Here is a 21,231-nt window from a genome sequence, read left to right as displayed (position 1 = left end):
GTAGCTAAAGTGGAATGTGTTTTAGGTCCCGGATATTGTTATTCGAGAATGGATTTTCAAATGTATCTCAACGCATCGTGATTGCTATTGAATCTGAAACCCAAATATTCGTTACATAATTATTCTTTTTGCCTGCGATTCTTCTCATCCGCCTGCTGCGTACTAATGCTACAAAATGCTACATAAATAGACTCACATCATCTAGTCAAATCGGGTTATATGTTATGCAGCCAAGAAAAAGTGGCGATAAAAATTATAACGACATTTGGAGTTTTAAGGTGAGAATAAACGGCATTACAAGTGCATTAGCTGTCGCGTTATATAGCGCAGGTTCAATGTACGCTGCTGCAGGTTTAGCGCCAACGAATGATATTCATTCGTTGAGTACGCCAAATCTGACCCAGGAGCAGATCAACGAGTTACAAATAGGTACCAATAATCAAACCTCTGCAGGTTCGATGTTGGAAAATGATGGATTAAACGTTCAGGTTAACTCCCAACGTGCGAAGTTTTTTGAAGAAGCCGATGTTACCGGTGAGCACATCTACGTTGTTCGATTAACCGACAAACCAACTGCTCTTTATACGGGCGGTGTTAACGGCCTTGCAGGTACACATGTACAAACATTAAGCCGCGATATGGGTGTAACTAGTTTGTATGAAGCGGGTAAGCCAACGACCGAACGCGTTGTTGCATATACCAACTACCTTCAGGACAAACAGTTAGCCGCAATTACCGAAATGAACCGTGTTGTCGGTTCAAAAGCCGTACGTAAGCAATTCACCACAGCGGTAAATGCCTATACGGTTGAAATGACGCAAGAAGAAGCTAAACGCGTTTCTCAACTTCCGCAGGTTGAATTCGTGCATCGCGCGAAAACTTATGAACTGCACACTGATGCAGGTCCACAAAAAATTGGTGCCGATAAAATCTGGACTGGTTCTACCGAACAGGGTTTAGAGTATAAAGGTGAAGGCATCATCATGGGTATCATCGATACCGGTATTAACTCCGATCACCCGTCATTTGCTGACATTGGTGATGATGGTTATGACCATACAAACCCTTGGGGTGCTGGTGTTTACGTTGGTGCTTGTGCGGATGCAGGTAATGAAGACCTGTGTAACGATAAGCTTATCGGTATTCGCACCTATGACGTGATTACCGATGCATTTGCCGCACAAATTCCTGGTTTTCCAGCAATTGGTGAAGATTATCAGGGGCACGGTTCTCACGTAGCGGGTACTGCCGCGGGTAACGTCCTGAACGATGTAGATTTTGTTCTTCCTGAATATACCGGTATGCCAGCTGACGGCGCTTTGGTTAAGGAAGATATGTTCAACCTGTCAGGTGTTGCACCGCACGCGAACATTGTTTCTTATCAGGTATGTCATGCATCGAATAATGCCGGTTATGCAGGTTGTCCTTGGGAATCGATGATTGGTGGTATCGAAGATGCAATTAAAGATGGCGTTGACGTTATAAACTTTTCTATCGGTGGACAGGACAGCACATCTCCTTGGGATGATGGTGTAGAGCTAGGCTTCTTAGCCGCTCGCGAAGCCGGTATTAACGTCGCTGTTGCCGCTGGTAATGGTGGCCAAGCTGGTAATGGTGCCGGAGAATTCTTTGGTTCAATCGATCACGCATCACCTTGGTTAGCATCGGTTGCTGCAACCACACACGATCGTGTAACAAAAGTTGATACGCCAATCACCTTCGCTGGGTTCGCCAACGATGATATGGATGCGCCGCTAGGTTCTGAAGTTCCATGGTGGAGCGAGACTGGCCGTGTAGGTGGCTCGATCAACGACACCGAACTTACTGGTGTTGTTGTCTGGGCAAAAGACTATGAACAAATGGACGGAACCAAAGACTACTCTGGCTATTGTGGTGTTGAATATCCAGCCGGGACCTTTGATTTTTATAAAGATGGCACACCAATTATCGGTGCTGCCGAAGGCGAAACTAACGTAATTGTAGTTTGTCAGCGTAACAGCCTAACCGATCCAAACGGTATTGCCCGTACGGCAAAAGTGGCGAACGTTAAAGCGGGTGGTGCTGATGGTTTTATCATGTACAACAACGCCAAGGGTGACAGCACACCAATCGTGGCCTACGACTTACCATCCGTTCACCTAACCCGCGAGCAGTGGGATGGTGAAGTAACGACCTATGGTGAAGACGGTTATAACTACGGTTTTGAAGATTGGATTGATCACTATTCCGAAAAAGGTCATATGATCACCATTGGTAAAACGTCCATTTTCAATGACTATGACGAAGAAAACGGCGATTGGTTAGCACCATTCTCTTCTCGTGGACCAAGCACATCAACACCGGAAATGCTTATTCCGCAAATCTCGGCACCAGGTGTGAATATCTACGCAGCGTACGCTGATGAACATCCATTTGTTGGTAACATGGGCAACACCGACTATATCGCTATTAGCGGTACATCGATGGCTTCTCCTCACGTTGCTGGTGCAATGGCTCTGATTCGTCAGGCTCATCCTGATTGGACGCCAACAGAAGTGCAATCGGCACTGATGTTAACGGCGGATAATGTAGTTCGTTATCGTCGCCTGAATGTAGCAAATGGTGATGTAGGTACTGCGTCGACGTATCGTGCAGGTGCAGGTCGTATCAATGTTGCTGAAGCAATCGATACCGGTCTTGTCATGGACGAAACCATTGAAAACTTTAAATCAGCGAATCCGGGTAATGGTGGTCAGGTGCATCGCCTGAACATTCCTCAGTTAGTTAATTTTGAATGTAAGCCAACCTGTCAATGGACGCGTACGTTTAAAGCGACTAAAGACGGTACTTGGTCTGTCGATAACTCCGATGTGTTGAACTGGAACTTTGATGTTCGCCAGCAGTCTGCGCAAAACGGTGTGAACATTTCAGCGACGCCAAATGAGTTCACCTTGAAAGCTGGTGAAACGCAAACGGTTGTATTTGAAGCGTCAATCATGGATACCCAGGATTGGTTCTCTAATGCAGAAGTGGAATTACACTCTGATGTTATCTTGACGGAAGTTAACGATGCCAGCACTGAAGTTCATCTTCCGGTGGCATTTAAGTTTTCGAAAAATGGCATGCCGGCACGTCTTCGAGCCGTTGCTCATCGCAATGACGGTAGCTTCCAGTTCAATGGTCTTGAATTGCCTTCGCTGGACAACCCTTATACTCGTGTTTACGCACCAGTTAAAGCAGATGTGAAAACCGTAGCACTTCCAAAAGATGATGATGGTTACTTCCCATGGTCTGCAAATACGGATGATGTTCCTGCATCTTTCCGTATCGATGAAGCGACTAAAGTTGAAATGATCGACGTACCAGCAGGCGCTAAGCGTCTTATGGTAGAAACTCAGGGCACGCTTGAGTCTGAGTTAACAGGTACACTAGATAAGGGTAATGCCCTTGTTTATGTGGGTAAGGATTACAATGGTAATGGTGAAGCGGATCCGTTCGAAGAAATTCTTTGTGTATCCAATCACATCCAGTACAACAACTTCTGTAACATCAATAACCCGGAAGAAGGCACATACTGGGCAGTAATCTACAATCCTGGTGACTTAAAAGGTCAGGCACCTAACTGGACAGAAAACTATCCAGATATGGCTGATGAAGTGTTCAGTTATGCGATTGCTGTCGTTACCGACACTGTTGCATCAGACATGTCATTGCATGTTGAACCGACAGATGGTCAAGACACCGTAAGCGCTACCTTAAACTACAACATGCCTGACATGATGGAAGGCGATATCTATTACTCAGTATTGGATTTTGGAACGTCAGAAGTCAATGCAGGTAATGTTGGTAAAGTAGCATTCAAATTAGAACGTGGCGTTGACGATGTACATTTAGATGTACCGCAAACCAAAGCTCGTTCTGGCGATATCGTACCTTATACGTTTGAAGTTCAACCGAACGACACAGGCGCGGATCGTGCATTTACCATCATCGCGAATATGCCTGAAGGTTTACAATTTACTGCAGAAGATGTGTTTTCTTCTAACAGTGATATTGTGACTGATGTTACTGTTGACGGCACTGTTGTCACAATTTCGGGTGTTCAACCAGATACCGCGGGTATCACGCCACACTACATCCAAACAACCAATGTTGATGATGAAATGTGTCGTATGCCGAACTTTGGTAACTCAAACCCTGGCGGTTATGTTGACCTGGAAGAATTCGGTTTTGCGCCACTATTCAGCGGCTTTAACTCAGGTGTTGATGAAAACGGCAATCCAGTAGGTGATAACAACATTCTATACCGTAGTGGTGTTGAAATGCCGGTATCTCTACTATTCAACGGTCGTTACGATTCTTGGCATCTATATAACAATACCGACGGTTTGAATGTTAACCCTCAAAATACCATCAACTTGCGTGGTAATGGTTTGTTTGACTTATGGGTTCAACCAACATTCTGGCCATATCACTTAGGATTCCCTTACAACTCATTCCCTTATGAGTCGGTAGGACCTTTATGGCGTGGTGTAGGTATTGGTGCAATGAATACGGGATCTGAAATGATGTCAGTACCATTGATCAATTCATACAGTGAAAAAGCCGGTATTACGTTGGCCAGCACGCAAACGGGTTGGGGTATCATTGAAGTCGATAACGCACGCTCTTATGCCTACGGTGGCCGTGACTTTGCTGCTCCAGGTCGTCCATACATCTGGAACGAAAAAGATGATCGCTACGATTACCAAGTGATATTCAACGTCAATACTCGCCATGGTCAAGATGAGCATGAGTTATATTTTGCTTATGATAATATCGACTTTGGTAGTCAAAACGGTCGTGGTGCAATTGGTTTGCAAGGTTTTACCGGTCCAATCTATTCACGCGGTCCAATCGAAGGTGGTTACCTGGCTGAAGAGTTCGCTTTTGATGACTTAGACAGCAAACTTCATGACGATTTGATCATTTGCTATGACTACTATGGTCCTGAATCTTCACAATTTGAAGTCACTATCTGGACTCAAGTTAAGCGTGACGCGATTGGTGTTGATCAAGTTATGACGGCGACCAGTGCGGTTGATGGCATGAGTGACTTTGCAATGGAGCACACATTAGCGACACCTTCAAATATCCAACTAGTTGCGATTGCGGATATGGAAGTTGCCGAAAATGATTCTGTTGACGTCAATGTGTTTTATGCGGATAACTCTGAGTTATCAACTGTGAATGAGATCATCGTTTCTGGTGACAACGTTTCAGGTATCGTTGAAAACCATGAGTCAGGTTCAAGCATTACCATTGTTCCTGCTGCAAACTTCCATGGTATGACAGAAGTAACGGTAACCGTTGCGGACGTTGAAAACCCAATGGATAAAGCAAGCACGACCTTTATGTTAAATGTTGTTTCTGATGGCGTAGAACTAGGTTGTACTGATTCTAACGCGACTAACTTCGACACTAATGCAAACTCTGATAATGGCAGCTGTCAGTATCCAGAAGAAGAGAAGAAGAAGAAGAAGAGCGGTGGTTCTTTAGGTTACTTAGCATTGATGCTTCTGGCTATGGCTGGTATGCGTCGTCGCATGAAGTAATTATCTATGATAAACAGATAACTCTGTTTTCATAAATTGACTAAGCCGGAGCAAATGCTCCGGTTTTTTTTGCGCGTTAATCTTGTTTTAAGCAGGGTTAACGCGCAAAAACTTAGATGTGTAAAATTGGGGCTGAAATCGTCATCCTCACGAAAGTGGGGATCTGCTTCTGCTTTAGATTCCCAGTAGTGTCTGGGAATGACGGAACGACAAACCTTAGCCTTGGCTGGTTTTTAGGAGGCGACTTCGTCATCCTCACGAAAGTGGGGATCTGCTTTTGCTTTAGATTCCCAGTAGTGTCTGGGAATGACGTAAATGGGAGTACCCCAAGACAGCTTTCGTTCACACCTTGCTCTGTCATTCGGCATAACCGGTATGATGACGGAACAGCCGATACTTTGTAATATTTGACTTGAAAATTACAAAAAATGAGGTTTTTCCTGCAAACTTGTCATAAAAGTAAACATTGCTTTCCATAATTGAAGTTTTTATGTAATTAAATTAAGAATAATTACTCTAAAAATTTTGAGTTCAATTACATTACTTATATAATTCGCACGTTTTTCCTAACCTGTGTTGTACTTAATGACCGCATTAACTCGTGAAGAAGAGATCAATAGCTCTCCGGCACCGAAAAAAAACCATTCTTTGATTGAAGACTTCCTTGCGTATATTTGCGGTGGGTTGCTAATCGCGATGGGCGTACTTTTATTTGAAAAGGTAGGCATCATTACCGGTGGCGCTGCCGGCATGGCGCTCATTTTATCTAAGGTTTCATCGCTGAGTTTTGGTATGTCATTTTTTGTCATCAACTTACCATTTTATGCACTCGCCTGGATGAAAATGGGCCCCAGGTTTACCATTAACAGCTTTTTGTCCGTGGCCTTAGTGTCCTTTTTATCCGACTATTTGTATCTGTTTGTGGAATTAAACTCTATTGATCCATTATTTGCCTCAATTATGGGCGGATTTTTAATTGCCATGGGCGTACTGGCTTTTTTCCGTCACCGCTCTAGCGTCGGTGGCGTAGGCATTATGGCGGTATTTTTACAGGAAAAGTATGGTATTCGTGCTGGGAAATTTCAGATGGGCGTCGACTTTTCAATTCTGATCACCGCATTCTTTATTATGCCGGTAAACCTAATCGTCTTGTCTGTCGTTGGTGCGGTTGCGGTAAATTTAATGCTAACCCTAAACCACAAGCCAGGTCGATATCAGATCACCTAGTTTCTTTCTGACCTTACTCGCAATCGATTTGCAATACAGATGCGAGATAACCCGAAGAATATCAATAAAACCGGAGCCCTTATCCGGCTTTTTGTTATCTCAAACTGAGAAATGGTCCAGCGATCAATGTAAAAGTATTGGAATATTTGCTAGTATTTGCGGCAAATGACTTTCCTCAGGCAGATTATGTCAGAACTAACTTCCAAACTCGATTCAACACTATCCCCAAAACAAATCCAGGCGATTGATGGCATGAGCGATCAAGTACGTTTTGATCATTTAGTGAAATCCATGCAACAACAGAAACACGTCTGGACTCTCGCAAACGAGACCGGTTGCTTGCTTATCGATACCGGTGAAGAAAAGTGCTTATTGTTATTTTCTCATCAGCAACTTGCCAGCGAATGGGCAGGCCAGGATCATAATACATTCACCCCATTGAAAATCGAATTGCCAGTATTCATTGAAAAATGGTTGCCGGGCATGGCCAATGATGGTTTTTTTCTCGCCTGTCAGCCGAACCTTGAAGGCGAAGCTTTTGTCGAAGCACCGGAAGATTTTGGTGTTAATTTTCGCTAAGTATTGCATTGTTACATTGATTTTTACTGAGCGCCAAAGTGTCATTACTACACTTGGTACTCAGTAAAATATCGTCGGATTTTTTCCGATGTTACGCCGAAAAATTTCTTCGACGCTACTCTAAACCCGCTCTGAATCCGCTCTGAATCCGCTCTGAAGCCGCTCTGAATCCTCTTTGAATTGCGCAGTATCTTCGTTGATAACGATCTTCAGTTGGGATTTTAAAGATCATTGGCTACCCTTTTACACATCACTTGTTGGATTTTCAGATGTTTCATGCAAACGATTCTTACCCCAAATATCGATGATATTGCTGTTAAACAGTGCCTGTTTAGTTTTGCAAATTATGCCGATAATCATGACTTCTCATTGCTACAAGAATTGTTCAGCGAGCACATTGTCCTCGATTACACGGCCACGTTTGGCGGCGAAATACAGAAGATTTCCCGGCAGGCGTTAATCGAACAATGGGCTGATTTTCTCCCTGGGTTTGAGCTTACCTGGCATCATTTAAGCAAAGTCCGTGTCACGGTAAACGACGATACGGCAAATGCGGAGGCCGATATCATTGCCTCGCATTTTTTAGGGCCACACTTTTGGCAATTATGTGGTCGATACCAGTTTAAACTGACGCGGGTTAAGAACCTTAACCGCTGGCAAATAAACGAACTAACCCTACATCTGGATTCAGAGCAAGGCGATCGTCAGGCCATTATTGATGCCAATAAATCCCGCTTATAGTGGCTTGAAATTTTCACTCGGCTTTAGATTGCTTTGATATTTTCAGGGCTCGGTTACGTTGGCTACGCGCAATTTCTGGCGATTTACCACGAATTACAAGGTAGCAGAAACAATACTGGTGCTAGACTTTGTTAAATAGACCGGTACTGATTTCGACGTGGGTGTGAACGATAGGTCGCCGACACTGTCTATCGCCACTAATGGATTTGTCTCGGGATAATATGCGGCCACATTGCCGCGGGGAATATCGTAAAAATTCACCGTAAAACCTTTTACTGTCCGGGTTTCATTGTTTTCCCATACGGACGTGATATCCACAACCTGGCCATCATCTAGCTTAAGCTTGCGTGCATCTGCTTCGTTAATAAACAATACTCTACGGTTATTGCTTATACCGCGATAACGATCATCAAAACCGTATATCGTGGTGTTGTATTGATCATGAGAACGCAGGCTTTGCAATGTTAGCAGCTTATGGTTTTGCGAAGAAAGCTCAGCGATGTGCTCACTGATCAGCTTGTTCGGCAATGGATCTGCACTAAACATGGCTTTGCCTGAAGAGGTATTCCAATTTAACTCCCGGGCGCTATTACCCAAATAAAATCCGCCGGGCTGTTCAATGTTTTGATTAAAATTACCAAAGCCAGGAATGGTTTGTTCAATCAAATCACGGATATTGGCATAATTTTGCGAAAGTTTTGGCCAGTCCACAATGTGATTTCCGATTGTTTTTTGGGCAATGGCACAGACGATGGCGGTTTCCGATTTTAATGTGTCTGCCGCGGGCGGGATTTTCCCCATCGATGCATGCACCATAGAAAAGGTATCCTCGACGGTGATTGCCTGCTCGCCAGAAGCTTGTTTATCGATTTCGGTGCGACCCAGACAAGGTAAGATTAACGCCTGTTTTCCCGGGTGGACATGGGAGCGATTAAGTTTAGTGCTAACCTGCACACTGAGTTCACAGTTCTGCAATGCCTGCAGCGTGAATTGCGTATCCGGTGCTGCGGCTGCGATATTTCCCCCTAAGCAAATCATCACTTTGCTGTCGCCGCTTGCAAGTGCTTTTAGGGCGTTAACCGTATTGTGACCAGGTTCTTTGTCAAAATCTTGATCAAAAACCTGGTTAAGGCTGTCGATAAATGCTGCTTTAGGTTTTTCATTAATACCAACAGTACGATTGCCCTGAACATTAGAGTGACCGCGCACCGGACAAAGCCCGGCACCGGGTTTACCAATATTTCCGGTTAGCAATTGCAAATTAACCAGTTCGCGGATCATCGCCACCGAGTGTTTGTGCTGGGTAAGCCCCATCGCCCAGGTGCAAATCACTTTTTGACCGCTTACTAAAATGTTTGCTGCTTGTTCCATTTCCGCTTGTTGCAGGCCCGATTGTTCACATATCTGCGGCCAATCCGTTTGCTGCACCTGCTTGATATAGGCGTCTAGATTTTCCGTATGCTGCTCGATAAATTGCTCAGCAATAAGCGCAGGTTTACCTTTGCGTATCGCACTTTCATTCCGGTCGATAATGGTTTTTACCATGCCGCGAATGGCCGCCATATCACCGCCTAATTTCGGAGTGAAATACGCATGGGAGATTGTGGTGGCTTTTGGGGTGAGCAATTCAATCGGATCCTGAGGACTGGCGAAACGTTCGAGTGCCACTTCTTTTAAATTATTAAAGGTGACAATTTTACAACCCTTGCGCGCTGCACTGCGCAGGGCGTTCATCATTCTGGGGTGATTGCTGCCTGGATTTTGACCAAAGACAAAAATCACATCCGCCTCATCAAAATCATCTAAGGTGACCGTTCCTTTACCAATACCAATACTTTCGGTCAGGGCAATGCCGCTCGCTTCATGACACATATTTGAACAATCGGGAAAGTTATTGGTGCCAAACATTCGGCCAAATAGCTGATACAGATAGGCGGCTTCGTTGCTGGCGCGTCCTGAGGTGTACAGCTCTAATTGTTTGGGTGACGTCAGGTTATTTAAGGTATCGGCAATTAATGCAAAAGCCCGTTCCCATGGAATTGGCTGGTACTTGTCCGAGCTTGCATCATAGACAAGGGGTTCGGCTAAACGACCCTGGTATTCGAGCCAAAAATCACTTTGTTTTTGTAAAAAACTGACGCTATGTTCGGCAAAAAAATGTCTGTCGATGGTTTTTGAAGTGGACTCCCAGGCAATGGCTTTGGCGCCATTTTCGCAAAACTGAATTAACCCTTCTTTTTTGTCGCCCCAGGCGCACCCTGGGCAGTCAAAACCTTTGTCCTGATTTGCTCGTTTCAAGTTATATAAGTTCGCTCTGAGTTGTTCGCTGCGAAATATATGTTTCACCGTTGAGGTCAGAGAGGCTAATCCTCCAGCCTTATTCGGTTTTTGCTTATTGTCTGAGTTGCTCATGGTATAGGTATTAGAGGCCGGTTAAGGTTTGCGCATACAAGTGCGAAATTTACGTCAATCGTTATGAACTATCCTACCATGTTTTTCTTTTCTCTTCTGCCACGGGTGCTTAACACTTAGATTGTAAGGACAGACTTTAAAAAATAAGTCAGGACTGTTTGCGACCGCAGGGTTAAGTGAATTTGGCAGGCTTGTATATCACCTATTGGCCTAAATGGTTTAGGAGGCCTAAATGATATAGATGGCAGATCGAAATATGAGTGCACTTCGTATTGAGTTACTGCGCTTGTCACCTAAATTTAAATGAGTCAATCAAAGGCGGCACATAAGCGACAACATTCATGACAACATACGCGACAGTAAAAATTGTCAAGTTTGCGAGACAATTTGAAATGACACCAAGCGGTTTACAATAACAAGCAGGATCCCGAGTGAATAAAACCATTATTATCATAGCACTACTTTTATTGTTACCAGGCATTAGTGTTGCCAAGAAACAAGGCGGACCTTTAAGCAACCCGCCAAAGTCCGGTGATCCCGTTTGGGAAGCGGGAATGTTCGCCGCCTATTTCAGTAATGCGTTATATCCAGCGTCTGCGAATGCTCAACAGAAATTTTTACCGGTACCATTTTTTATTTATCGTGGCGAGTATTTACGCATTGGAGATGATGCAATTGTTCGGGCTGTGGCGGTGGAGAAAGAGCGAATTAAAATCGATATTTCCTTAGCTGCAGCATTTAATTCCAGTTCGAGTGATAGCCCAATCCGAGCAGGAATGGATGATTTAGATTTTCTTTTTGAAGTCGGCCCAGAAGTGAGTTTTCGATTAAATGACCCATACACGTCTAAGCGCTCTGAGCTTTGGTTGAATCTACAATTGCGCAGTGTATTTTCCACCGATTTTGGTGGTTTTGATCATCGCGGTTATGTGTTCGAGCCGGAAATCGCCTGGGAAACTGAAGATTTTGTTGTCAAAGATACGACATTTTATATCAGTGCTGCGCCGTTATTTGCCACAGAAAAGACGCATGATTATTTCTATCAGGTCGACCCGGAATTCGTTACCGATTTTCGCCCAGCTTATGATGCAACATCTGGCTATCTTGGCAGTAAATTCGCTGTTTCATTAAAGTATGAATATGATCAGGATTTAACGTTTTTTGCAGGTGCCAGGCTCGGGCTTTGGGATGGTAGCGTTAGTAGTGAAAGCCCTTTATATCAACAATCTGTCACTTATGGGGTTGGCTTAGGAATGAAATGGCGATTAATGGTAAGCAAAGACAAAGTTAAGTAACGATGTGCTGCATCGTTACTGTAGAAGAGTGACAGACTAGCGTCGTGAAAGTAAACACACTTTGAACGTGTTTACAGGTGACAGACTAGCGTTGGTGGTTAAAACCTTAGTCCCTGCCGTCATTTTCACATTAACCCCCGTCATTTTCACATTAACCCGTCATCCTCACACTAACCCGTCATCCTCACACTAACCCGTCATCCTCACGAAAGTGGGGATCTGCACTTGCTTTAGATTCCCTGTAGTGTCAGGGAATGACGGGAACGCTGCGCGGCTGGATAAAACCTTAGTCCCTGCCGTCATTTTCACATTAACCCCCGTCATACTCACACTAACCCGTCATCTTCACATTAACCCCGTCATCCTCACACTAACCCGTCATCCTCACGAAAGTGGGGATCTGCACTTGATTTAGATTCCCTGTAGTGTCAGGGAATGACGGGAACGCTGCGCGGGTGGATAAAACCTTAGTCCCTGCCGTCATCCTCACATTAATCCTCGTCATACTCACACTAACCCGTCATCCTCACGAAAGTGGGGATCTGCACTTGCTTTAGATTCCCTGTAGTGTCAGGGAATGACGGGAACGCTGCGCGGCTGGATAAAACCCGTCGTTAACAGCGTGTGTATTGGATGGAGAGTTTCGTGGTGAAAAGCTTGCTTTTTCACCTTAAAAGAACGCAAGTTAGTGTGATTCCGTCATACTCACACTAACCCGTCATCCTCACGAAAGTGGGGATCTGCACTTGATTTAAATTCCCTGTAGTGTCAGGGAATGACGGGAACGCTGCGCGCTGGATAAAACCCGTCGTCAACAGCGTGCGCTTTTAGGTGGAGAGCTTCGTCGGCTGGATAAAACCTTAGTACCGACAGGTTTTAGGAGACAACTTCACGGTGAAAAGCCTGCTTTGTCACCCTAGGAGGTTGCCCAGCGTTTAACCGATGTGTAAAAAATGCACTTCCACCTTATTTAGAATGTCCCATTCTAAATTGTCACCCATTCAAAATCTTTATTTTGCACTGTCACCGAAAATTGCTCCTCGATAACTGCTCCTGCGTTATTCTACCTACATACTTCCATGTATTAGTGCATTTTCGGCATACCGTCCATCCATGGACATAACCCTTTCGAAATATTCGATTTCGAATGTCACCCATTGGGGAATGAAAGGGGTCCATTCCTCAATCGCCGTCACCTTTGGCGATTTGGCAAGAGAATGATTCTCTCAATCAACCTCCAAAAATCGTCTTCATCAAGCTAATCACCTGGGTTACGCTTTTGCCTTGTTCGACACTGCTGATGATCGAGTTACGGTTATTCACCAGATACTCCGGCATACCTTCCGCTTCTAACGCTTTATCGACAATCTGCGCCGCCGATTCTTTACTGCGTTTCATCGCTCTGGGAATAGACGCTGCTTTTTTGGGTTTGTTTTTCATCCGCAGGTAATTGGATTGCTCGGCTTGGTCTGGTTTGGCAAACAAAAAGACATCGAGCATCAGGGCTCGATATTTAACAAGCAATTCTTCCTGCTCACCTTGAGGCATCGCCGCTTGATACCAGGGACACACACGAATCGTCGCTATTAATTCGTGCCAGTAGGTGTCAAACCCTTGATTGTTTAGCCGACTGATTGCAAATGCCTGTGAGTAACAATCCATTTTGGCATTATTTAACGCCACAAACTGATCCGGACGGCGCATCGCTAGCAAACGTGTCGCCGGTGCTAAAGGCGCTTTGTCGCCATCGCCATGCTCAGCAAAAATACCCTGATAGCGGCTAACAAACGCTTTATAGTTGGCATCTGTGACATCCCCAACTAAAGGAATGTTCGTCAGAGCCTGATCAAAAAGTTCTGGGTGCTCAGACATCAAGCGATGAAAGCTTTTTGCGGCTTTCGTGCTGGCAAACCATTCAACATCGAAGTTGTATTGCTCCGGTGCGTGCGTGCTGGTGTGCTTACCACAATAAACCAGACGATCCGCCGCATTCATATCCGCAAGGGACTGCTGAGTTAATTGTTCGATATACTCGAGCAGGCGCAAGCGCTCCTGAACCGATTGTAACTCCGCATGTTGCTCGATAAATCCGGCATAAACCGGCCATGGCGTGACTCGGGACATCTTAAGTTGCCCGATAGAAATGGCATTTTGTAAGATCTCCTGAAGCTTTTTCAGTGGCTTGAATTGAGGTTCATCAAGCAAGTCTCGATTGACACCATGTTCGCAAATATTGTTTAACTCAATACACCAGCCGAGAAAGTCCTGAGGCCTGTTTTCGACTTTTACCGCCATCAGGTTCAGACTAATTTCAGAAATGTATTTCAGGGCGTTTTGGTAAATTTGATTTTCAATGCCTGAGAGCGGCATTTTTACCGGGGAAGAAAGCAACTGTCTCATGAAAAATAAGGCTCCAACGTCGAGAGAGTAATTCTAAACTCTAGCTCATATTAGTAGAGGACGGGGGATAATACCTGTAGAAATTTAACGTGCAAGCAGAAACTTCGTTTATCCGTGCAAGTGGAGAAAAAGTGGACAAGGTTTGAAATAAGGGAACGAGTACGCTGATAAATCAGCTCTGGGTACACTGGGTTTCGAGTACATCAAATACGGCCTGAACCGCAGAAATTCCTCTACCCGGAACAATCTTGGATTGTGTACTCGAAATGAATCATTGATTCATGTACTCGTAGTGATGTTGTATATCACGTACTCGTTACCAACTTTTGATTAGAAATCTAGTCAAAAGTAGCTTTTAGAAATTGACCGGAAGCTTTAGCCAATCATCATCTTTATTAATACGAACGGCTTTGGTCTTGCCATTACGCTCGACATTCACCTGATTAATTTGTGCCGGCCAAACGTCCTGCAGAGCCTGCATTTGGATATATAACGCCTGTAAACCAGAAGGTTGTGGAATTTCCTGATACACCCAGAAAAACTTTCCTTCCACTTCATAGCCAACACTACCCAGTTCAAGTAATTGCTTGTCCTGATTTAGCAGGCGAAATTTTTCCTGAATATACCCGGCAAATTTTTGCTGGGTATTTTGATCGGAAATAATATCCGCTTTGCCGTTAAACAAATGGCTTAATGCATGCTCAGTATCGTGAATATAAAAACGATGGGATACTTCGATATTTCCACTACGGTCATTGAATAGCACTGTAGTGTAGGCTTCTTTTTGCTGATGCGCAGCACTGTTGAAACTGAACATAGCCAGCATCAAAGACAGCAACAAAGAACACCCGAAGGTGCTCCCTGTTTTTATGTCGTTTAAAAAACGTAAGCGATAAACCATGATTACTTCTTATATGGCTTTTGCTTAGCTTCTTTTAACTCAGTTTTTGAATCGTGCATGATGTCACGGGTCACGCCTTTCGGAGTCGACTTTTTCTTAAACGCTTCAACGCGTGAATCAATGATCTTACGTGGGTAATGGTTGTTGTGATTGTTCACATCAGCCGTTTCCCAGTGTGGATCAACCGTGATAGATGCTAACTCTTTGTCTTTATTGGTAACAATGAGCTTACTGACTTTCTTCGGCGAACGACGCCAGATTTCTGCCGGAATATGCTGCATTTCAACACTGCCATCGGTATAGGTCATTTCCAACAAGATAGGCATTACCAAACCGCCTTTATTTGAAAAGTGGATAACATAATAATTGTTATCTTCTTCTACGGCGCGATCGAGCGCTTTACGTTCCCATGGCTTAAGATCGGCCAGGAATTTATTGTAAGCGTTACGTTCTTTGTTGGTTACGGTGAAAATATCGTTTTCGTCGTAATAATCGCTAACATCTGGGTTTAGCTCAACCCAAAGTTTTTTGCCTTCGGCCTTGTTACGATCAACGAAGTAAGAGCTTGGCTTCTCCGCTTCTTCCTGGCGACGACGCTCAAAATCGATATCTGGGTTTTTAGTATCAAGACGTAATTTGTAAACACTGTCTACTGAAATATCCACATGATCTGTGGTGTAGAACCAACCATGCCAGAACCAGTCAAGGTCCATACCGGATGCTTCTTCCATCGTGCGGAAGAAATCCGACGGTGTCGGGCGTTTGTTTTTCCATCGTACAGCGTATTCTTTAAGGGCAAAGTCGAATAAGTCACGACCCATAACCACTTCACGTAATATATTCAACGCTGCTGCTGGTTTGGTGTAAGCATTTGGACCTAAACGTAACACGCTGTCGGATTGGGTCATCACAGGTACTTGCACGTCGGATTTCATGTAACCAACGATATCACGCGGTTCTACGCCCCACGGAATGTCTGGATCCCATTCGCGACCGGCAACACCATCTAAGAAGCTGTTTAAGCCTTCGTCCATCCAGGTCCACTGACGCTCATCAGAGTTAACGATCATCGGAAAGTAGTTATGACCGACTTCATGGATCACAACGCCGATTAAGAAACGTTTCTCAGCCAATGTGTAGGTACGAGAACCATCTTCATGCCACTTAGTTCGTGGACCATTGAAGGTGATCATCGGATACTCCATACCACCAACTGGACCATTAACCGAGATAGATGTCGGGTATGGGTAGTCGAAGGTGTAGCGTGAATAGACTTCCATGGTGTGAATAACCGATTCCGTGGAATACTTCTTCCAAAGATCGCCACCTTCTTTCGGGAAATACGACATCGCCATGACGTGTGGCATAACCTTACCACCCTGGTCATAGCCTTTGGCATCCCACATAAATTTACGAGAAGAAGCCCAGGCAAAGTCACGCACATTTTGTGCTTTAAAGTGCCAGGTCTTGCTCTTGTTGGTGCCTTCTTTTTCGTTCTCTAATGCTTCTTCTGCAGTGACAACAAATACCGGACGCTTCGCATCTTTCGCTTGCTCCAGACGCTGGCGCTGAGTTTTCGTCAGAACTTTTTTGCTATTTTGTAAAACCCCGGTAGAAGCAACAATGTGATCGGCAGGTACCGTCATTTTTACGTCGTAGTTACCAAATTCAAGGGTGAATTCACCACGGCCCAAGAATTCTTTGTTATGCCATGCTTCGTAATCGGAAAATGCGGCTAAACGCGGGAACCATTGCGCCAGAAGGAAGATATCATTACCGCCTTCACGGGCATCATCCGGGAAGTGCTCGTAACCTGCGCGGGCAGAAACTGCATCTTCTTCTAAAATATTGAACGCGAAGTTTAGGTTAAACTCATATTTATCGCCGGCTTTTAGCGGCTTAGGCAAGTCAATGCGAGCCTGAGCGCCAACAATGGTAATTTTCAGAGGTTTGCCGTCTTCATCGGTAACATTGGTAATATCATAACCAATTTCGTTATCCGCATAGTATTGCTGACGACGTAACTCACCGAGACTAATTTGTGCTGGGTTACCGTCTTTTGCAACGGATGTGCTTGGCCCACGACGACCTAAACCACCAAAATCGATACTACGCTCAGCAATGGAATCCGGTTTGAAACGGTTTTGCTCCAGTTGCAGCCACAAATATTTTAGTTTGTATGGAGAGTTATTGTGGTAAGTGACCGTTTGTTTGGCGCTAAGACGACGCTGGTTTTCATCAAGCTGAACATTGATTTTATAATCAACCTGCTGTTGCCAGTACTCTTTGCCCGGTTCACCGGCGGCGTTACGGTAGTCGTTCGGAGTTGGAAGAATTTCTTCTAACTGGCGAAACTTATCTTCAAAATCACCTTTAGTCTGCTTAACTGCCGACGCCTGGGCCGACGTGGATAGCAATAAAGCAAGCCAACTGGCTGATATTAAAGCTTTAATATTCATGAGCCTTCCAGAAATAAATTGTTTGATTAATACGCGCTTCGCATAAATGCGAAATACATGGATTTTTTATATCGATGAATCCGTAAACCTAGGGTTTTGTGGTTCATTTATGGCGCGTTATGTTAGCGGATTCGGCCTGCTAGAACAATAAATCACGTAAATTAACAAGTTGGATACACAAAGGGAAAAGATGAACGGAGAAATCGAAGATGAAAGATGAAGGTTAAAGATAAAGGTGAAAACTGCGGTTGTGCCGTTATCTGTTATTCAGATATCGCTTATCCGGGGCTCACGTTTCCCTGTATCGTTAATCGGATATGTAAACCTGATATTCCCAGCCCTGAAAATCCATTACCGAGGGTAATGGGTTGGTATCGTTATGCGCAGTTATAAACGGTTTCAAGGGAGGTAAGCCGATCATTGAGGTTTGCAATTTAATCTGTACTGATTCTGGGCTAAGGTTAGCGATAAACACCACTGTATGACGTTTATTCTGCCGATAGAAGGCAATGACTTGCTGGCGCTTACTATGAGGGATTTCATCCATGGTGCCACCGGTTCGTCCATTTTGTAGCGCCGGATTGGTCGATTTTAATTGCAATAGCCGTTGTAACCAACAATGACGAGGGTGCCGTTCAATAACGTCAGGCCAGATAATTGGGTCGTGATCAAAAAATGCCAGAGACTGCTCATTGGCCACCTCCTGACCGGAATAAATCAAGGGCATGCCATCCATTAACAGGGTGAGCGCCAAAAGCGTTTCCTCTGCCGCGCCAAAGCGCTCGGAAACACTCCCATCCCAGGCGTTTTTATCGTGATTATCTAAGAAGTTCATTCGTATCGCATTATTGGGAAACGCATTGTTATGTTTCGCAAAATAGCCGCAAAGGTTTTCGGCGTTGCGCTTACCCTGAGCGATATCTTCGAGTAAGTCATTTAGCCCCCAGGCATAGGACATATTAAAGGCGCGTTGATGTAAATCACGCTCTTCCCATTCCGCTAGCCAAAACAATTGGTGCTCAGGGTCAAGTTGATTTCTGGCATTCAGCCAAAACTCCAGAGGCACAAATCCGGCTACGTCGCAGCGAAAGCCATCAATATCATAATCATCGAGATAATGTTGCATAGCGCTGACCATGTAGTTTCGCAATCCAGTTTGATGGAAATCAAATTCAATAATATCGTCCCAGTCAAACCAAGTGGTGGAACAAAATTCTCCGGTTTTGGTTTTTTTATACCAATGGGGGTGAGATAGCGTCAGAGGATTATCCCAGGCACTGTGATTGGCTACCCAGTCAATAATCACATACATCCCCAGTTGGTGGATCTCATCAACGAGATCTTTGAATGCCTGTTCAGTGCCAAATTCCGGGTTGATCGCAAAATGATCGGCAATGGCATATGGACTGCCTAAACTTCCTTTGCGTTTTGTTAAGCCTATCGGGTGAATGGGCATTAACCAGAGTATTTTTACCCCGAGTTGTTTTAATCGGGGTAAGTGCTTGCTAAACGCTCGGAACGTGCCTTCACTGGTATATTGACGGATGTTCACTTCATAAATTGCTGCGTCAATGCTCCAGCTTGGATGCTCGAGCTGTACGTAAGAGGGAAGGGGGCTGTGGTTAAAAGAATTTTGACTCATAACTGGTCGCTGCAATCTATCTATTTAAAACCTGACTGGTTAACTTTGGTCGTAAAAGGGCAATATCGCAAGCATCCGGTGCATTCGCTGCTTTGGTTCAACCTTATCTGAAAACTCGCCATGTTGTTCTTTTCAATCGCAAGAAAATTAAGGATTTTCTGCTATAACTTAACTTTGACCCAAGTGAAATCACTGATCGGCGTTTAACAACGATATCAACTACCAAGCTAGGAGCAATAATGACAGATAAATTCAAAACCATGGTGTCTGGAGTAATTTTTGGAGGCTTGTTAAGTACCTGTGTTGTTGCCGCTGAGGCGCCAAATGCAGAAGAAAGAAATAAAATTGAAATGCTTTTGGCGGAAGCTGCGGGCAAAATGATTTATCTGACCAAGCAATGCGATAAGCCGGTAGATCCTGAAAAGTTTAAGGAGCTATCGAAACTTAAAGCTTTCTCTGAGGGCTATCAAAGCATCGAAGGCATTAGCTGGGAACATGTCAGAGATGAAGCCAATCAAAAATATGGCGAATTGAACGCCGAAGGCCCTGATGGTGAATTTTGTGAGCAGTATGAAAAGGACATTCAAAACGCTTATCCGTTTTTAAAACCGATGTAAAACGCTTAAGAAGAGGTTCTATTGTTGCCGATGGGATCGCAGCGTAAATAGGTTGCAGGGTTCAGGATTCAGTGCGCAGAAAGAGCATTGGGACTGTCAAAGGGTGTAAAAAAGCAACGGTGTCTAAAGGTGTCAACGAAGTGCCTCTGCTGAGCCTGTCACCTGTTCGGTATCTTCGATGCCGAACTGTCTTTGTTCGAAATTTCATCTCGAATTGTCACCTGACACTGCGTTGTTTGCCGTGTCTGTCACCATTCTCTAGCCTGTCACCTGTTCGGTATCTTTGATGCCGAACTGTCTTTGTTCGAAATTCTATTTCGAATTGTCACCTGGCACTGCGTCGTTTGTAGTGTCTGTCACCATTCTCCAGCTTGTCACCTGTTTGGTATCTTCGATACCGAACTGTCTTTGTTCGAAATTCTATTTCGAATTGTCACCTGGCACTGCGTCGTTTTCCGTGTCTGTCACCATTCTCCATCTTGTCACCATTCTCTATCTTGTCACCTGACATTGCGCAGTTTACAAAGTGTCCACGAATCCCTTTACTTTTCTGCGAAAATACATCACCTTATTCTTTAAATTCATACGCTTGCAATACGAAACCGTGTACCCAATATTTACCGACCGATTAGTCATTCGTCCTATCACTGAACATGAAGCTGCTTTCATTCTTGATCTGTTAAACGATCCGGGTTTTTTGCAATACATTGGTGATAAGCAAGTACGCAACCTAGAGCAGGCCCGTGAATACATTCGCACCGGCCCGATGCAAAGCTTGCTTGATAATGGCTTTGCCTTGCATTTGGTTTCAGTAAAACGAGCCGATGGCAGCGAAGGTGACCCCATTGGCGTTTGTGGATTGCTACAGCGCGATTTTTTACCGGCTCCGGATCTTGGTTTTGCATTTCTTGAACGTTATACAGGGCAGGGTTATGGGTATGAAGCGGCTATCAAAGTTCTGGAATACGAACTAAAATCTCTCTCTTTAAACAAAGTATTGGCTTTCTGCTCACTCGATAATTCTGCATCCCGCAACTTGCTTCAACGGCTCGGGTTTTGTTTTAAGCACCATCAAAGCTATCTGGACGGAGAAGAAGTCGCTATGTTTGAATTTTACGTAATTTAATGTTGGGAATGGTCTTCCTTTTCACTTTCCTTTGAAGCTAATTCATTTGCAGAGTCGGGATCGGATTTTCTAAATACGCTTGCTAGTTTATGCCACCACATTTTTATGGTTGCTAAGCCTAGCGCAATTGAAGCAATAATCCCCTGGACAATAATACTTCCTGTACCTGGGTCTAAATAAGCCAAACAAGGAAAAGAAATTAGAAAGAATAAAACCGTGGATAATAGGTGAGAATATTTCATGTCTACAACTCTTTTAT

13 protein-coding genes are annotated in these 21,231 nt (G+C 44.3%); 7 read left to right on the top strand and 6 right to left on the bottom strand.

Annotated features, from left to right (window positions below):
* The first annotated feature begins 224 nt into the window (after window positions 1-224).
* The 4 genes from FE810_RS14780 to FE810_RS14765 all read left to right on the top strand — a co-directional run bounded on the left by FE810_RS14780 (window position 225) and on the right by FE810_RS14765 (window position 8,120).
* Window positions 225-5,573, top strand: coding sequence for a S8 family serine peptidase (locus tag FE810_RS14780; protein WP_246037073.1), 5,349 nt, complete (start codon window positions 225-227; stop codon window positions 5,571-5,573).
* Between the two features lie 585 nt (window positions 5,574-6,158).
* Window positions 6,159-6,800: a YitT family protein gene (locus FE810_RS14775; RefSeq protein WP_138321025.1), complete on the top strand. Its 642-nt coding sequence runs from the start codon at window positions 6,159-6,161 to the stop codon at window positions 6,798-6,800.
* Window positions 6,801-6,986: 186 nt separating this feature from the next.
* Window positions 6,987-7,379: a DUF2750 domain-containing protein gene (locus FE810_RS14770; protein WP_171022389.1), complete on the top strand. Its 393-nt coding sequence runs from the start codon at window positions 6,987-6,989 to the stop codon at window positions 7,377-7,379.
* Between the two features lie 276 nt (window positions 7,380-7,655).
* Window positions 7,656-8,120 carry a nuclear transport factor 2 family protein gene (locus FE810_RS14765; RefSeq protein WP_138321021.1) on the top strand — a complete coding sequence of 155 codons (465 nt, stop codon included), beginning with the start codon at window positions 7,656-7,658 and terminating at the stop codon, window positions 8,118-8,120.
* Window positions 8,121-8,213: 93 nt separating this feature from the next.
* On the opposite strand, the gene FE810_RS14760 is transcribed toward FE810_RS14765, so the two are convergent.
* Complete coding sequence (locus tag FE810_RS14760; RefSeq protein WP_138321019.1) at window positions 8,214-10,532, bottom strand: FdhF/YdeP family oxidoreductase; 2,319 nt, start codon at window positions 10,530-10,532, stop codon at window positions 8,214-8,216.
* A gap of 431 nt (window positions 10,533-10,963) precedes the next feature.
* On the opposite strand from FE810_RS14760, the gene FE810_RS14755 reads away from it, so the two are divergent.
* Window positions 10,964-11,827: a MipA/OmpV family protein gene (locus FE810_RS14755; RefSeq protein WP_138321017.1), complete on the top strand. Its 864-nt coding sequence runs from the start codon at window positions 10,964-10,966 to the stop codon at window positions 11,825-11,827.
* A gap of 1,230 nt (window positions 11,828-13,057) precedes the next feature.
* On the opposite strand, the gene FE810_RS14750 is transcribed toward FE810_RS14755, so the two are convergent.
* From FE810_RS14750 to FE810_RS14735, 4 genes are all read right to left on the bottom strand, one after another.
* On the bottom strand, window positions 13,058-14,227 hold the full coding sequence (locus FE810_RS14750) for a hypothetical protein (RefSeq protein WP_138321015.1): 1,170 nt from the start codon (window positions 14,225-14,227) through the stop codon (window positions 13,058-13,060).
* A gap of 355 nt (window positions 14,228-14,582) precedes the next feature.
* The gene (locus FE810_RS14745; protein WP_246037072.1) at window positions 14,583-15,128 is read right to left on the bottom strand and encodes a DUF6702 family protein; all 546 of its coding nucleotides are present in this window, start codon (window positions 15,126-15,128) and stop codon (window positions 14,583-14,585) included.
* Between the two features lie 2 nt (window positions 15,129-15,130).
* Window positions 15,131-17,587, bottom strand: a complete 2,457-nt coding sequence (locus FE810_RS14740) for a M1 family metallopeptidase (RefSeq protein WP_138321013.1) — start codon at window positions 17,585-17,587, stop codon at window positions 15,131-15,133.
* Window positions 17,588-17,894: 307 nt separating this feature from the next.
* Window positions 17,895-19,229 (bottom strand): alpha-amylase family glycosyl hydrolase, encoded by a 1,335-nt coding sequence (locus FE810_RS14735; RefSeq protein WP_138321011.1) that lies wholly within the window; start codon window positions 19,227-19,229, stop codon window positions 17,895-17,897.
* Between the two features lie 239 nt (window positions 19,230-19,468).
* Between FE810_RS14735 and FE810_RS14730 the strand changes: the two genes are divergently transcribed.
* On the top strand, window positions 19,469-19,846 hold the full coding sequence (locus FE810_RS14730) for a hypothetical protein (protein WP_246037071.1): 378 nt from the start codon (window positions 19,469-19,471) through the stop codon (window positions 19,844-19,846).
* A gap of 526 nt (window positions 19,847-20,372) precedes the next feature.
* The gene (locus FE810_RS14725; RefSeq protein ID WP_138321009.1) at window positions 20,373-20,972 is read left to right on the top strand and encodes a GNAT family N-acetyltransferase; all 600 of its coding nucleotides are present in this window, start codon (window positions 20,373-20,375) and stop codon (window positions 20,970-20,972) included.
* Here FE810_RS14725 and FE810_RS14720 read toward each other — a convergent pair.
* Window positions 20,969-21,214, bottom strand: coding sequence for a hypothetical protein (locus tag FE810_RS14720; protein ID WP_138321008.1), 246 nt, complete (start codon window positions 21,212-21,214; stop codon window positions 20,969-20,971). The two genes, FE810_RS14725 and FE810_RS14720, sit on opposite strands and share 4 nt — an antisense overlap.
* Window positions 21,215-21,231 lie beyond the last annotated feature (17 nt).

This window comes from Thalassotalea litorea, from assembly GCF_005843925.1.
Lineage (GTDB): Bacteria > Pseudomonadota > Gammaproteobacteria > Enterobacterales > Alteromonadaceae > Thalassotalea_A > Thalassotalea_A litorea_A.
The sequence above is the reverse complement of the archived record's forward strand: the minus strand, read 5'-3'. Positions and strand labels throughout refer to the sequence as shown.